10 protein-coding genes and 1 riboswitch are annotated in these 14,885 nt (G+C 75.8%); of the genes, 7 read left to right on the forward strand and 3 right to left on the reverse strand.

Annotation, left to right across the window (positions count from 1 at the left end; translation table 11 throughout):
- Positions 1-498: 498 nt before the first annotated feature.
- The 6 genes from EBM89_RS16365 (at position 499) to EBM89_RS16390 (ending at position 9,799) form a co-directional block, all read left to right on the forward strand.
- Positions 499-3,066, forward strand: a complete 2,568-nt coding sequence (locus EBM89_RS16365) for a hypothetical protein (protein ID WP_122150721.1) — start codon at positions 499-501, stop codon at positions 3,064-3,066.
- Positions 3,067-3,459: 393 nt separating this feature from the next.
- Positions 3,460-6,018: a DUF4118 domain-containing protein gene (locus tag EBM89_RS16370; RefSeq protein WP_122150722.1), complete on the forward strand. Its 2,559-nt coding sequence runs from the start codon at positions 3,460-3,462 to the stop codon at positions 6,016-6,018.
- Positions 6,015-6,743, forward strand: a complete 729-nt coding sequence (locus tag EBM89_RS16375) for a response regulator (protein WP_122150723.1) — start codon at positions 6,015-6,017, stop codon at positions 6,741-6,743. The genes EBM89_RS16370 and EBM89_RS16375 overlap by 4 nt, the downstream gene beginning before the upstream one ends.
- Positions 6,744-6,827: 84 nt before the next feature.
- Positions 6,828-6,902: riboswitch (cyclic di-GMP riboswitch) on the forward strand.
- A 16-nt stretch (positions 6,903-6,918) separates the two neighbouring features.
- The gene (locus EBM89_RS16380) at positions 6,919-7,143 is read left to right on the forward strand and encodes a BldC family transcriptional regulator (protein WP_122150724.1); all 225 of its coding nucleotides are present in this window, start codon (positions 6,919-6,921) and stop codon (positions 7,141-7,143) included.
- Positions 7,144-7,673: 530 nt separating this feature from the next.
- On the forward strand, positions 7,674-8,267 hold the full coding sequence (locus EBM89_RS16385; protein WP_199732171.1) for an ABC transporter ATP-binding protein: 594 nt from the start codon (positions 7,674-7,676) through the stop codon (positions 8,265-8,267).
- Entirely contained in the window at positions 8,264-9,799 is a 1,536-nt protein-coding gene (locus EBM89_RS16390) for a hypothetical protein (protein WP_122150726.1), read from the forward strand. The genes EBM89_RS16385 and EBM89_RS16390 overlap by 4 nt, the downstream gene beginning before the upstream one ends.
- A 52-nt stretch (positions 9,800-9,851) precedes the next feature.
- Here the strand turns inward: EBM89_RS16390 and EBM89_RS16395 are convergent, their stop codons facing one another.
- From EBM89_RS16395 to EBM89_RS22485, 3 genes are read right to left on the reverse strand one after another with little or no spacing between them, the layout of a single operon-like run.
- Positions 9,852-10,451, reverse strand: coding sequence for a TetR/AcrR family transcriptional regulator (locus EBM89_RS16395; RefSeq protein WP_122150727.1), 600 nt, complete (start codon positions 10,449-10,451; stop codon positions 9,852-9,854).
- A gap of 13 nt (positions 10,452-10,464) precedes the next feature.
- Positions 10,465-12,609, reverse strand: coding sequence for a YhgE/Pip domain-containing protein (locus tag EBM89_RS22480; protein ID WP_122150728.1), 2,145 nt, complete (start codon positions 12,607-12,609; stop codon positions 10,465-10,467).
- 15 nt (positions 12,610-12,624) lie between these two features.
- Positions 12,625-13,386 carry an ATP-binding cassette domain-containing protein gene (locus tag EBM89_RS22485; protein ID WP_122150729.1) on the reverse strand — a complete coding sequence of 254 codons (762 nt, stop codon included), beginning with the start codon at positions 13,384-13,386 and terminating at the stop codon, positions 12,625-12,627.
- Between the two features lie 167 nt (positions 13,387-13,553).
- Between EBM89_RS22485 and EBM89_RS16410 the strand changes: the two genes are divergently transcribed.
- The coding region (locus EBM89_RS16410) for a bifunctional transcriptional activator/DNA repair enzyme AdaA (protein WP_233571798.1) at positions 13,554-14,885 on the forward strand (1,332 nt) is incomplete at its 3' end.

Here is a 14,885-nt window from a genome sequence, read left to right on the forward strand (position 1 = left end):
AGCGCGGGCCGGACTGGCGGGTCCGGGTCCGGGTCCGGGTCCGGGGGCAGCCGGGGCGGCGGATCGGGCGGGAGCGGCTCCGGTGCGTCCGGCGGGTCCGGCGGGCGCGGGTCCGGCGGGTCGGGCGGCCCCGGGTCTGGTGGCTCGGGCGGCTCGGGTGGCTCCGGAGGCACGGGGTGGCTGGGGGACTGGCGCCCCGGTGACCCCGTGCCGCCGGGGTACCGGGTCGAGGTCGAGACCGAGGGCGGCGCCTGGTGCGGCGACTCGAACGGCGCCGTGTGGTCGTGCTGACCCGCACCGGCGACGCCGCCGACGAGAGGGGCCGCCGCTGACCTGACCGACCCCCGCGAGCCGACCGTGCGGTCGACCTCGCGACGCACACCTCACGGACGAGGGACCCGGTGCTGGCACACCGAGCCCCTCACGCCCGCTCGACAGTTCCTCAGGAGACCTGACATGCAAGCACGGCCATCTTGGCACGCCCGCAGGACCCCCTCGGTGCTCGCCGCCGCGGTCCTCGCGACCCTCACCGTCCTCGCGCTGCTCGTGGCGTCGGGCCCACCGCCCGCCGCCGCGTCGGGCCCGGCGGCGGGCATCAGCATCACCCCGAGCGGGTACGGCTCGATCCGTCTCGGCCCGATGCCCGGACCCGCCGGTGCGCAGGAGCACGGCTACTGCCTGCAGGCACGCGTCGCCGAGTCCGGACCCGGTGACGTCCCGGTCGGGACGGCGACGGTGGACGACGCCCCGCTGGCGGCCGTCCTCGCCCGGCACCGGTTCTCGACCGACGACACCACCCAGGCCGCCATCGGCTACCTCGTGCACCAGCGGCAGGAGCGCCCCGGGTCCATGGCGGGCGGTGACGTGGACCGGGTCCGCGGCATCATCGAGGCGGCCACGCCCGTGCACGTGCGTGACCGGGCGGCCGAGCTGATCGCCGCCGCGGCGCGCGAGGCCGGGCCGTGGACCGGGGTGCCGGGCGCCGTGTCCGGCGAGGGGAGGCGCACCGGCGTCATCCGGGGCATCGAGCTGCGGTCCACCACCGGCGAGCCGGTCGTCGGGGCGCCGTTCACCGTGACGCTCACCGGCCCCGCCGTCCTCGACGCGACCGGGACCCGGACGTTCAGCGGCACGACGACCGCCTCGGCGACCGACCTCGCGTGGACGGCGACCGGGAACGGCACCGTGCGGTACCAGGTCGAGTTCCCGGACGCCTGGCGCACGACGCTCACCGTGTTCACCCTCGCGGGCAACCGGCAGGACCAGATCAGCTACGGCAACCGCCCGGGGCACGACCCCGAGACCGTCGTCGTGCCGGGGCCCGAGTTCCCGGTCGTGCGCGACTTCCGGCCGCAGGCGACTACCACCGTCCAGGACGTGCGCGTGCAGGACGGCGACCCGCTGGTGGACGTCGTCACGTTCCGCGCCGCCCCCGGCGACGAGTGGGTGGTCCTCGACGGCGTCCCGGTGGCGGTGCCCGCCGACGTCACCTGGTACGGCCCCTACGACCAGCCCCAGGCGCAGCGCCCGCTGCCACCGGCGGACGCCCGCGTCGCCGGGGTGGAGCGCGTCGTCGCCCACGGGCCCGGCACCGTCACCACGGAGGGGACGGTCACCGCCACCGGGCGCGGCTTCTACACCGCGGTCGTCACCATCCGGAAGGCCGACGCCGGAGACGTCGCCGACTACATCCGGGAGGACTTCACCGCCCCCTGGTTCGAGGAGGTCGAGACCGCCGTCAACCGGTTCCGGCTGGAGCACCTGTCCGAGACCCGCGAGTTCAACGTGGTCCCGGGCGGCCGGGCGTTCGACCGCATCGTGATCAGCGGGTACCCCGCGGACCACGGCGACTTCGCCGGCCTCGGCGGGTGGACCCCCGACCTCGGCGAGGCCACCGTCACCGTCTACGGACCGCTGCCCGAACCGCCGCGCACCGCCGACGTCCCCGACGGCACCCCGGTCTGGTGGACCGGCGGCGTCCCCGCCGTCGACGGCGTGCACGAGGTCGGCTACGACCCCGACGACCCCGTCCTCGCGCCCACCTCCGCCACCCACACCGGCGGCGACTACTTCGTGTTCGTCTACGCGTTCGACGGCGACGACCGCGTCGAGCCCTTCGTCAGCCGGTTCGACGACCTACGGGAGGTGTTCTACGTCCCCGGCGACCCGCAGGTCGTGATCCCGCCGTCCGTGGTCACCGAGGCCCAGCCCGAGGCGCTCCCCGGCGAGCCGATCCACGACGTCGCGCTCGTGACCGGCGGCACCGCCGACGGCGACCACCTGGTGTTCGCGGCCTACGGCCCCCAGGACCCCGACGCCGAGCCCGTCTGCGACGAGGAGACCCTGCTCTGGACCTCCGCACCCGTCCCGGTGACCGGGCCAGGCCGCTACCCCTCGGGCGAGGCCGCCGCGCCGCAGGGTCCCGGGCACGTCTACTGGGTCGAGACGCTGCTCGACGCGGACGGCACCGAGAAGCACCGCGGCCCGTGCGGGGTGTCCTGGGAGACCACCGTCGTCCACGACGCCCCCACCGTGCGGACCACGGCGCTCGCGGCCGACGAGGACCCTGTCGCCGGGGTCGAGATCTGGGACGTGCTCACCGTCGCCGGGACGATGCCGCCCGGAGCGGTCACCGAGGTGGACCTGTTCCACGCCGAGCCGGGTGCTGACCTGCTCTGCACCGCGCCCGTCTGGACCTCCGCCCCCGTCGCCCTCGACGGGCAGGGGGAGTACGTCACCGAGCGGTTCACCACCACAGCGGCCGGGACCTGGGGCTTCGTGGAACGCACCCGCGGACCCGACGGCATCACGCTGTCCGAGGGCGAGTGCGGGGAACTGACCGAGACGCTCACCGTGGCCGCCGCACCCGAGCCCGTCGCGGAACCCGAGCCGCCGGTCGCGGCGGACGCACCACTGGCCGTGACCGGGACCGACGCCGCGTGGGCGGCGGCGTTCGGCGCGCTGCTGCTGGGCGGAGGGGTGCTCCTCGTCGCCTACCGGGAACGGGTGCGGCGCGCCCTCGACGCCGCGGAGCGCGGGGAGGACGACGCGGGGTGGGCGCCGTGACGGGCGCCGGGGCCTGGCCGAGCTGATCCGTGCGGTCGCGGGGTCGGTGGTGCGTCACCGCCCCGCGGCCGTGACGTCGGCCACCGGGACGGCCTGGCCCGTCGGCCTGGCTCGTCGGACTGGCGAGTCGGGCTCGCCTGTCGGGCCCGTTCCGAGGGGTGGGTGCGGGGCTACGATCGCGCCTGTGACCAGGGGGACAGTTCCGGCTCGCCCGGCTCGCCCGGCTCGCCCGGCCCCGGCCCGCCGGACCGGCGCCGCGGCCCCGGCGGGGCCTCGTGGGATCTTGCGCCCGGTGGGCCGCGCCCCGTTGGGCAGGCCCGTGGGTCCAGACCACCCCGGGGGCCTGCGCGACGTGGCACCCCGCTGCACCACCACCGGGCGGGGTGCCCCCTGATGCCGCGGGGCCGGTTGCGGGTGCTGCTGGGTGCGGCTCCGGGTGTCGGGAAGACGTTCGCGATGCTGGAGGCGGGCCGGGACATGGTCGCGGCCGGCAAGGACGTCGTGGTCGCGGTCGTGGAGACCCACGGCCGCGCCGCCACGGCCGCCCTGCTGGACGGGCTGGAGGTGGTGCCCCGGGCGCAGGTGTCGCACCGGGGGGTGACCCTGTCGGAGATGGATCTGGACGCGGTCCTGGCCCGGCGTCCGAGGGTCGCGCTGGTGGACGAGCTCGCGCACACCAACGCCCCGGGGTCGCGGCACGCGAAGCGGTGGCAGGACGTGGCGGACCTGCTGGACGCCGGGGTGCACGTGGTGACGACGGTGAACATCCAGCACATCGAGTCGTTGAACGACGTGGTCCGCACGATCACGGGGGTCCCGCAGCGTGAGACGGTCCCGGACGCGGTGCTGCGCGCGGCCGACGACGTCGAGCTGGTGGATCTGGCCCCGGCGTCGTTGCGGGACCGGTTGGCGGAGGGGAACGTGTACCCGGCGGAGCGGGTGGACGCGGCGCTGTCGAACTACTTCCGCCTCGGTAACCTCACCGCGCTGCGAGAACTCGCCTTGCTCTGGCTCGCGGACGAGGTCGACTCGGCGCTGCGCACCTACCGGGCCGAGCACGCGATCGACGCGCCGTGGGAGGCCCGCGAGCGGGTCGTGGTCGCCCTGACCGGGGGCCCGGAGGGGGAGACCCTGCTGCGCCGCGGCGCCCGGATCGCGGCGCGGTCCTCGGGCGGGGAGCTCCTCGCGGTGCACGTCTCCGCCCAGACCGGGCTGCGCGACACCGACCCCGGGTCGCTCGCGCGCCAGGTGGCTCTGGTCGAGCGCCTCGGCGGCACCTTCCACGAGGTCGTCGGGGAGGACGTCCCGCGCACGCTCGTCGAGTTCGCGCGGGGGCAGAACGCGACGCAGATCGTCATCGGCACGAGCCGCCGGGGACGTCTCGCGGCGGCCCTGTCCGGCCCGGGCACCGGCGCGGCGGTCATCCGGGAGGCCGGTCCGCTCGACGTGCACATCGTCAACCACGGCGCCGCGGGCGGCCGGTTCACGCTGCCTCGTGCGGGTGGCGCACTGAGCGTGCGCCGGCGGCTGCTCGGCTTCGCCCTGGCGCTGGTGGCCGGCCCGGTGCTCACCTGGGTGCTCGCCGCGACGCGGACGGAGACGTCGCTGGTCGGCGACGTCCTGCTGTACCAGGTGCTGGTCGTCGTGGTGGCGCTGGTCGGCGGGTTCTGGCCGTCGCTGTTCACCGCCGTCCTGTCGGGGCTGAGCCTGGACTTCTTCTTCATCGAGCCGGTGCACACGGTGCGCGTCGCCGAGCCCCGGCACGCCCTCGCGCTCGCCCTGTACGCGGCGAGCGCGCTGCTGGTCAGCGCGGTCGTGGACGTGGCCGCGCGCCGGAGCCGGGCCGCCCAGCGGGCGCGCGCGGAGTCGGAGCTGCTGTCCACGGTCGCGGGCGGCGTCCTGCGCGGCCGGGACACCCTCGCGACGCTGGTCGAGCACGCGCGCGAGGCGTTCGGGCTCGCGGGCGTCCGGCTGCGCTCGACGGCGCCGGAGGACGTCGCCTCCGGGTCGGACTTGCTGGCCGAGTCCGGGACCGTCCGGCCCGGGGCGCAGGTGGTCCGGGTGGACGAGGGCGCGGTGCTGGAGGTCGACGCCGGGCACCCCCGCGACCCCGCGGCGCGCGGCGACGACCTGGACGGTGCCGGCAACCGTCTGCTCGGCGTCGTCGTCGCGCAGGTCGCCGCTGCGGTGGAGCACCGGCGGCTCAGCCGCACGGCGGACGCGGTCGGCCCGTTGCGTGAGGCGGACCGGGTGCGCAGCGCTCTTCTGTCCGCCGTCAGCCACGACCTGCGCCGCCCGCTGACGGCGGCGACCACCGCGATCGGCAGCCTGCGGTCCCGCGACGTCGACTGGTCGCCGGCCGACCGGGCGGAGCTGCTGGACACTGCGGACCAGAGCCTGCGCACGCTGACCGCCCTCGTCACGGACCTGCTGGACGCCAGCCGCCTCCAGGCGGGCGCGCTGGGTGTCGCGAACCGCCCCACCGACGTGGACGACGTCGTCCTGCCCGCCCTGGACGAGCTCGGGCTGGGGCCGCAGGACGTGCGCCTGGACCTGGACCCCGACCTCCCGCCGGTGCTCGCCGACGCCGCGCTGCTGCGCCGGGTGCTGGTGAACGTGCTGGCCAACGCGGTGCGGGTCAGCCCGCCGGGGGTGCTGCCGAGCGTGCGGACCAGCGCGTTCGCGGACCGGGTGGAGATCCGCGTGGTGGACCACGGCCCGGGGGTGCCGGCGGAGCGCCGCGCGGACCTGTTCGTGCCGTTCCAGCGCCTCGGCGACGTCGACAACACCACGGGTCTCGGTCTCGGGCTGGCCCTGTCGCGGGGCTTCGCGGAGGGGATGGGTGGCACGCTGACCCCGGAGGACACGCCCGGGGGCGGGCTGACCATGGTGGTCGCGCTGCGCCAGGCCGGCGCGGACACGACCGGCGACGCGGAGGAGGGGCGCGGGTGAAGATCCTCGTCGCGGACGACGACCCGCAGATCCTGCGGGCGCTGCGCATCACGCTGCGCGCCCACGGATACGAGGTCCTGACGGCCACCGACGGCACCGATGCCCTGCGTCAGGCCGTCGAGCAGCGTCCCGACCTGTACCTGCTCGACCTCGGCATGCCGCGCCTGGACGGCGTCGAGGTGATCCAGGGCCTGCGCGGCTGGACGTCCGCCCCGGTGCTCGTGCTGTCCGGCCGGACCGACTCGAGGGACAAGGTCGAGGCGCTGGACGCCGGGGCGGACGACTACGTCACCAAGCCGTTCGAGGTCGACGAGCTGCTGGCGCGGATCCGCGCACTGACCCGGCGGGTCCCGGGGCAGGACGCCGAGCCGCTGGTCCGGGTCGGCGACGTCGTCGTGGACCTTGTCGCGACCACCGCCACCCGCGACGGCGACCCGCCGCAGCCGGTGCGGCTCACGCCCACGGAGTGGCGGATCCTCGAGGTGCTCGTCCGGGCGTCGGGTCGCCTGGTCACCCGGAAGTCGCTGCTGCTGGACATCTGGGGGTCCGAGCACGTCACGGACACCGGGTACCTGCGGCTGTACCTGTCGCAGCTGCGCAAGAAGCTCGAGCCCGATCCGGCGGCCCCGCGGTTCCTGCTGACGGAGCCCGGGATGGGGTACCGGTTCGACCCGTCCGGGGGAACCGGGGTCGCTCCGGGTGCGGACACGCCGGACCCGCACTAGCCTCAGCGCCCCTGACCTGCGGTTCTGTCCCGTTCTCGGGTGGTACTTGCCGATCTGTCCGATTTCTGTATAGTTCTTCCCGTTGAGCGACAACGGCAAACCTGCTGCGAGGCAGGGACGCAAAGCCACGGGACCCACAGGGCCAGCCGGGCTACCGAACCGACAAGGAGTCACCATGACGTACCCCCTCGAGGCCCAGCTCCCGACGCAGGCCACCTCCTCCCTCCTCACCCCGGGTGAGGTCGCGGTGATGTTCCGGGTGGACCCGAAGACCGTCACCCGCTGGGCCCAGGCGGGCAAGCTCTCCGCCGTCCGCACCCTCGGCGGCCACCGCCGCTTCCTCGAGTCCGAGGTCATGGAGCTGCTGGGCGGCGTCCCGCAGCAGGCCCCGCGCTACTGAGCCGCAGCACCCCGCACGTCCGAAGGCCCCGCGAGCACCGCTCGCGGGGCCTTCGTGCGTCCGCTCGCGCGTCGCGGCCGCTGCCGTGCGGCTTCACCCGACTGCGGCGCATCAGCTGGCTTGTCGCCACTCTGGTGGACTGCCGCGCGTGGCCGCGGATCGGCGGTCCGAGACCGACCGAGCAGTCGCGGATATGCCGGACCGGCAGTCGCGCGTGACGGGCATGTCGCCACCCACTTCCATCGTGGACAGCACGCCGCACCACTCAGCTACCAGCGCGCGGTCGCGCCGGTCTACGCAGATCTGGCCTGATCGCCCCTCACTGGACGGAGCGAGGGCCACTCAGTGACGCCGTACGGGACTAACGTCCCAAGCGGCATCGGGCACCGACGTCCGAGACCAGGTCAGACACCCAGGAGGCCGACCGTGCGCACTGCGGGCGCGGCACGCGATGCCCGGTCCCGGCAGATGCTCGTGGTGCTGGGGCGGGCCGACCAGTGAGGTCGTTGGTCGAGGCAGAGGCTGCGACGGTGGAGATCGACGGCACCACGATCTTGCCCCCGACATCGCTCGAGGCCTCCGCCGGGCAGATGTGGGCGGTGACCGGTCCGAACGGCGTCGGCAAGTCCACCTTGCTGCGCGCCGTCGGTGGACGGCGACCTCTGACGTCCGGTCGGTGCTTGCTGGTCGGGGAGGAGGTCGACCTCCGGCGCGCGGTGCACCGACGTGTCCTCGCTGCTCTGGTCGACCCGGTCCCGATCGCCCGTGACCTCACTGTCCGGGAGCAGATCGGCATCGTGGCGGACTCCTGGTTCGGCCGCTCCGCCGTGGCGACAGGGAGGACGAGTCGGATCCTCGAGGAACTGATGCTGTCCGGGCTGGCGAACCGTTTCCCCCACCAGGTGTCCGCGGGGCAGCGGCAGCTGTTCCACCTCGCTCTCGTGCTCGTGCGCCCCGCCGAGGTCGTCCTGCTCGACGAGCCGGAACGGCACCTGGACGACCACCACCTCGACCTCGTCCTGCGGGTGGTCGGCGAGCGGGTCCGAGCGGGCGCCACGTTCCTCGTCGCCACGCACCACCGCACGGTGACCAGCACCTGCGACCGGGTCCTGAGGCTGGGGTGAGCGACGGCGACCTCGGGAGGTCGCTCGCCAGCCCTGCCGAGCGCGTGGCTGCGGTCCACGCCTGGCACGCCGGGCGCGGTCTGCGGGCCACGCGGCGCGACCACGCTTTCACCGGCTACGTCCTGGTGCTGCTGGCGTTCCTCTACGTGCTGCCCGTGGTCCTCGCCGCCGGGAGGTCCGGCCCGTCGATCCACCTCGCGGAGCTGCAGGATCACCGGTGGACGTCCTGGGCGGCGGCGGCCGTCGTGTGGTGGGTCGGTCAGCTCCTGGCACTCCGCTGGGGCGCTCTTCTCATGCGGCCGTTCCTGCTCCACGTCTTCACCTCCACCGACCTCCGACCCGCCTCGTTCCTGCGCCCGTTGCTGCGTCGGCGGGCGGTCCAGGCGTTCGTCGTCGTGACCGCCGTCATGTGGACCGCTGTGGTCGCCGTGTCCGACGCCCGGTCGGGTGCGGGCCTGCTCGCGCAGAGCCTGGCGCTCGCTGCTGCGCTCGCCGGCCTCGCCGTCTCCTCCTGGCTGTGCGGCCAGGTCTGGAACCCGACGTCGACCCTGCTCGGAGCCGTGTGCGCCCCTGCCGTCCTCGCGCTCCCCGTGGTGGGTCCGTGGGGCAGCGGGGCGATCGGCTTCTCGTCCATCCTGCTGGGGCTGGCGCTCGGGGCCGGGTACTGGGCGGACCGCACGGTCGGTGGTGTGGATCTGCGACGGTTGGAAGGTGAGGTGGCCCGCGCCGCCCGCGCCACGGTGCACGCACGGACCGGGATGCTGGTCGACGCGCTCGACCAGTACCTGCCGGAGCCCCGGTGGGGAGGCGTGGGGCTGATCGGGCGCGACGGACGTCCGCGGAGCCTGGTGGTCCAGGGTGCTGTGCGGGCGGTCCGGACACCGCATCGCGCGGCAGCGGGGCTGGTGGCGGTGGTCGCGGGCAGCTGTCTCGTGATGACGGGGATCCTGGTGCAACCACGGGGTGCCGGGGCGGTGGCCTGGGCATGCGGTGCCGTCGCGGCGTACCTGGCGGCGGGCTGGCTGAGCAGCACGTGGTGGTCGTTGCGGGACGAGATCGCGACGGCGCCGATCCTCGGTCCGCGCGGCGGGGGGACGGTGGGCCGGGCGGTGGTGTGGCCGGGGGTTGCCCTGACGGCGGGCGCGGTCCTCGGTGCGGGTCTGGCCGTCGTCGTAGCGTGGCCCGTCCCGGTCGCCGACCTGGCCGGCGGTGGAGCGCTCACGCTGGTCACGGTGGTGCTGGTCCTCGCTGCGCGGGTGATGAGCGCGACGAGGACCGACCTGCCCGTCGAGCTCCTGCTCCCGGCGATGAGTCCGTTGGGGGACCTGTCGGGCGTGCGGGTGGTCGCGTGGCAGCTCGACGGGGTCCTGGCGGTCGGGGCCGGCACGGTGCTGATGACGCTCGCACCGTCCTCCGTCGGCTCGGCGGCACTCGGGCTCGGAGTCGCTGTCGGTTGTGCCGTGGCGGCGGTGCGCCGCTCCGGCGCGGAGGTCCGCGCGCTGATCCCTGCGTGGAGGGGACAGGGGCGGTGAGCACCGGGCTGCGGCGGGCCGCGGTGACCCGGGGCCCGCCGACCCGGATCCCTCAGAGCGGGTCGAGCACCGTCGCGAGCACCGCGCGCCGCACGTCGGCCACGCCGCGGTCCGGCTGGAACGCCAGCCACTCCAGGCCCGCGACGAGGGTGGCGCCGAACATCGCGGCGGCGGTGAGGCTGGGGTCGCGCTGCGGCCAGGACGCGGCGACGACCTCGGCGAACACCGCGAACGACTCGTCGCGGACCTGCCGGATGGAGTCCTGCCAGTCCCGCCCGGTGCGGAACACCTCGGCGACGAGGACCTTGGCGAAGTCGGGGTGCCCCTGGATCTGCTCGAGCAGCTCGTGCACGAGCGCACCGACGGCGTCGCGGCCCGTGCGGCCGTCGGCGGCGGCCCGCAGCGCGGCGGTGAGGGTGCGCTGCCCCTCGGTGAGGACGGTCTCGAACAGCGCGGCCTTGGACCCGAAGTTGTAGTAGACGCTGCCCTTGGCGACGCCGGCGCGCTCGGCGATGTCGTCGACGGAGGTGGCGGAGAACCCGCGGTCGGAGACGAGCGCGACGGTGGCGGTGATGATCGCGGCCCGGGTGTCGCGCCGGGACCCGGCCGTGCTCGCCTGGGCGGGTGCGGCCGGGTCCTCGGTGGTCTGCATGGTCCCCAGCCTGTCAGATCGCCAGGACAGGGTGGAGCCGGTCCATCGTCCACGTGCGCAGCCGCCCGGACCGCCACGCGGTGATCGCGAGCGACGCGACCAGCACGCCGCCCAGCACGGCGACGGACACCCACAGCCGCCCGTCGGCGCCGCCGGTGATGGTCTGCCGGAGCCCGGTGACGGCGTAGCTCATGGGCAGCAGGGGGTGGATCGCCCGGAAGAACGCCGGGGTGGTCTCGACCGGGTAGGTGCCGCCGGAGGACGCGAGCTGCAGCATGAGCAGCGCGAGGACGGCGACCTTGCCCGCGGCCGGGCCGAGCACCGCCATGAGCATCTGCTGCAGGGCGAGGAACGTCGCCGCGATCAGCAGGGTGAACGCGATGGTGCCGAGCGCGGTGGACATCTGCAGGCCGACGCCCCAGTGGATGACGGCGAGCATCACGGCGACCTGCGCGACGCCGATGGCGAGGGCGGGCAGGTACCCGGCGAGGGCGGTGCGCCACCCGGCGACGGGTGTGGCGAGCGCCCGGGTCGGCACGGGCCGCAGCAGCAGCCAGGTGATGAGCGCCCCGACGAACAGCGCGAGCGGGATGAAGAACGGCGCGAAGCCCTCCCCGAAGCCCTCGGCACGGGCGATGGCGCTGTCGCCGAGGGAGACGGGCTTGCTGATGACGTCGGCGCGGGCGTCGCGCTGCGCGGCGGTGTCGTCGGGGATCTGGTCGGCCCCGGCCGTGAGCCCGTCGGCGAGCTGCTGCGCGCCGTCACCGACCTGGTCGGTCCCGTCGGCGACCTGTCCCGCACCGTCGGCGAGGGTGCCGAGCCCGGTGTCGAGCGACGCGGCGCCGTCGGCGAGCGTGTGGCTGCCGGTCTGGAGGCGCGCGGCCCCGTTGGACAGCGTCCCGGCGCCGGTGGCGAGGTCGGCGGCGCCTCCGGCGACCTGGGCGGTGCCCTCGGCGAGGCTGCCCGCACCGGTGGCGAGGTCGGTGCTGGAGGACGCGAGCGCGCCGAGACCGCCGTTGAGCGCGGCGGCGCCGTCGCTGACCTCGTGCGCGCCGGTCTGCAGCCTCGCGAGGTCGCCGCCCATCCCGCTCAGCGTGTCGCCGGACGGCAGGGCGGACGCGGCGGCGGCGAGGGCCTGGGCGTGCGCGGCGGCGGTGGCGCTGTCGACGGTGCCGCCCTGGGCGAGGGTGCCGAGGTCGGTCGCGGCCTGCTGGACCGCGGTCCCCAGCGCGGGGAGGCCCGCGGCGATCCCGGAGACCTTCCCGGCGGCGTCGTCCACCCCGGCGGCGACCTGCGCCGCACCGTCCGCCAGCCGGATCCCGGACGCCGCGGCGGTACCCGCGCCGTCGGCGAGCCGGTGCGCGCCCTCGGACAGCGCGGAGGCGCCCGCTGCGGCGCTGCCCGCGCCGCTGGAGAGCGTCGAGGCGCCGGAGGCGAGGGAGGCGGCCCCGGACGCCAGGTCGTCGGTGCCGCTGGACAGGGTCGCGGCGCCGGAGGCGAGCGTGGCCGCCCCGTCGGCGGCGGACGTCGCGCCGTCGGCGACCTGGTGGGCGCCGTCGGACAGGTCGCCGCTGGCGGCCCGCAGGGTGAGCGCGCCGTCGGAGGCGGTCGCGAACCCGTCGCGCGCGGAGCCGAGCCCGACGAGCACCTGGTCGACGGCCTGGTCGCCGATGGTCCCGGACACCGCGGCCTGCACCTGCGCCATGGCGGACTTGCCGAGCGTGGAGGCGAGGAAGGAGTTGGCGTCGTTGTACGTGACCTGGATGGTGGCGGCGGTGGGGGCGTCCCCTCCGGCCGAGGCGACGTCCGCGGAGAAGTCCGACGGGATGGTGACGGCGAAGTAGTAGGTGCCGTCCGCGACCCCGGACGCGGCGTCGTCCGCGTCGGTGACGCGCCAGTCGAGGTCGCCGGAGTCGACGAGCTCGTCGGTGACCTGCTGCCCGGCGTCGAGAGGCTTGCCGTCGAGGGTGGCGCCGCTGTCGGCGTCGACCAGGGCGACGGGGAGCCGGTCGAGGTTGCCGGTCGGGTCCCAGAACGCCCAGAGGTAGAGGGCGCCGTAGAGCAGCGGCACGAGGATCATCGCGCCGACGGCGAGGCGGGGCAGCAGCCCGCGGCGGAACCGGCGCAGCTCGGTGCCGGTGGAGGTGAACGAGAGCATGGTGACGTCCTGGGGTCAGGCGGCCGGGACCGCGTGGGGTCCGGTGGCGAGGGTGATCTGCTGGGGGCTGGTCGTCCACGGCGTGCGCGCGGCCTCGTCGAGGGAGGCGACGGCGGCGACGACGGTGGTCCCGGTGGCGGCGACGACCTCCAGGCGGGTCCAGACGGTCTGGCGGCGGCGGGAGTCGTGGACCTGGTCGACGTCGTCCACGACGAGCAGGTCGGGTCGCTGGGCCATCGCGAGAGCGAGGCGCAGCAGCATGGCGTCGACCTCGTCCAGGTGCCAGACGAGGGTGCTGGTGCGGGGGAGCGGGCGGTCGCCGAACACCGGGGCGAGCACGCGGTCGAGGGTGGCCTGATCGACCTTCGGGACCCGCCGGTACCAGGGGGACAGCCAGGCGAGGCGCTCGCGCACGAGGTCGGCGACGGTGACGGCCTCGTCCAGGTCGTCGATGCCGGCGAACCCGGCGACGGCGGCGCGGCGCTGCACGGCGGTTCGACGGCGGGGGAGCGGCTCCCCGAGGACGACGAGGCGCGAGCCGCTGTCGGGGACCATCCGCCCGGCGAGGGTGAGCAGCAGGCTGGACCGTCCCGCGCCCTGCGGGCCCTGCAGGACGGTGAGCGTGCCGGCGGGGAGGTCGAGGTCGACGGGGCCGTACACGGGGCCGCGGGAACCGGTGAGGCGCAGGCCGCGGGCCCGGACGGCGGTCGGCACAGGAGGTCGGTCCACCACGAGGGTGGGTGCGGTGGTGGGGGTGGTGTCGTCGGTGGGTGCCACTGCTGGTGCCTCGGATCGCTGTTCGCACTGACTGGTCAGTACAAAAGATAGAACGGTTGCCTGAGGCTGTCATCCGCGCCCGGCGTCTCGCGCGTCACACCCTGCGCCGCACGGCCGTGTCCGATCCCCGCTAGACCGGGGGTACCGGGCCGAGGTCCACTGGTGCCGTGACGACGACCCCCGCCTCGCTGCACGCCCCCGGTGACCCCGGCTTCGAGGAGCGCTACCGGGCGATCGACGCGCGGGACACCCGGTTCGACGGGCAGTTCGTCACCGCCGTGTCGTCCACCGGCATCTACTGCCGCCCGTCCTGCCCCGCGCGCACGCCCCGGCGCGAGCACGTCCGCTTCTACCGGACCTCCGCCGCCGCGCACGAGGCCGGGTACCGCGCCTGCCGCCGCTGCCTGCCCGAGGCCACCCCCGGCACCCCCGAGTGGGACGTCCGCGCCGACGTCGTCGGCCGCGCCATGCGCCTCATCGCCGACGGCGTCCTCGACCGCGACGGCGTCGACGCGCTCGCGGACCGGCTCGGGTACTCCGCCCGGCACGTGCACCGGATGCTGGTCGCCGAGCTCGGCGCCGGGCCGCAGGCGCTCGCCCGGGCGCGGCGCGCGCAGACCGCGCGGGCGCTGCTCGTCGGGACCGCGCTGCCCGTCGCGGACGTCGCGTTCGCCGCGGGGTTCGGGTCGGTGCGGCAGTTCAACGACACCATCCGCGACGTGTTCGCGCTGCGTCCCCTCGACCTGCGCGCCCGGGCCGGTCGCGGCGCGGTCGTCCCCGGTCGCGGCGGCCCGGACCCCGTGGCGCGGGTCCGCCTGGACCTGGCCCTGCCGGTCCGCCAGCCCTACGACGCGCCCGGGGTCCTGGGCTTCCTCGCGGCGCGCGCCGTCACCGGGGTGGAGGTCGCCGACCTGCCCGCGGGGGGACCCCTGCGGTACGCGCGCACCGTGGTCCTGCCGCACGGACCGGGGGTCCTCGATGTCGAGGCCACCCGGGAGCGGCCGCGACGCGGCAGCCCGCCGGAGTGGCGGCTCGCCCTGCGGCTCGAGCTGTCGTCGCTGGCCGACGTGGGCACCGCCGTCAGCCGGGCCCGCCGGCTGCTCGACCTCGACGCCGACCCGCAGGCCGTGGACGCCGCCCTCGGTGCCGACCCCGCGCTCGCCCCGCTGGTCCGCGAGGTGCCCGGTGCGCGGGTGCCCGGGACCGTCGACCCCGCCGAGCTCCTCGTCCGGGCCGTGGTCGGGCAGCAGATCTCCGTCGCCGCGGCCCGGGGGCACCTCGGACGGCTCGTGGCCGCCGCCGGGTCCCCGTCCGGCTCGGCGCAGCCCGGGCTGGACCGGCTGTTCCCCACGCCCGAGCAGGTCCTCGCGCACGTCCCCGAGCCCGTGCCCGGTGCCGCTCCCGACCCCGACCGGCCGCTGCGCCTGCCGGGGCGGCAGGTCGCCGCCGTGCTCGCCGCCGCGCGGGGTCTGGCCGACGGCACGCTCGGCGTGCACGTC

The organism is Cellulomonas triticagri, from assembly GCF_003696205.1.
In the GTDB taxonomy this organism is placed as follows: Bacteria; Actinomycetota; Actinomycetes; order Actinomycetales; family Cellulomonadaceae; genus Cellulomonas; species Cellulomonas triticagri.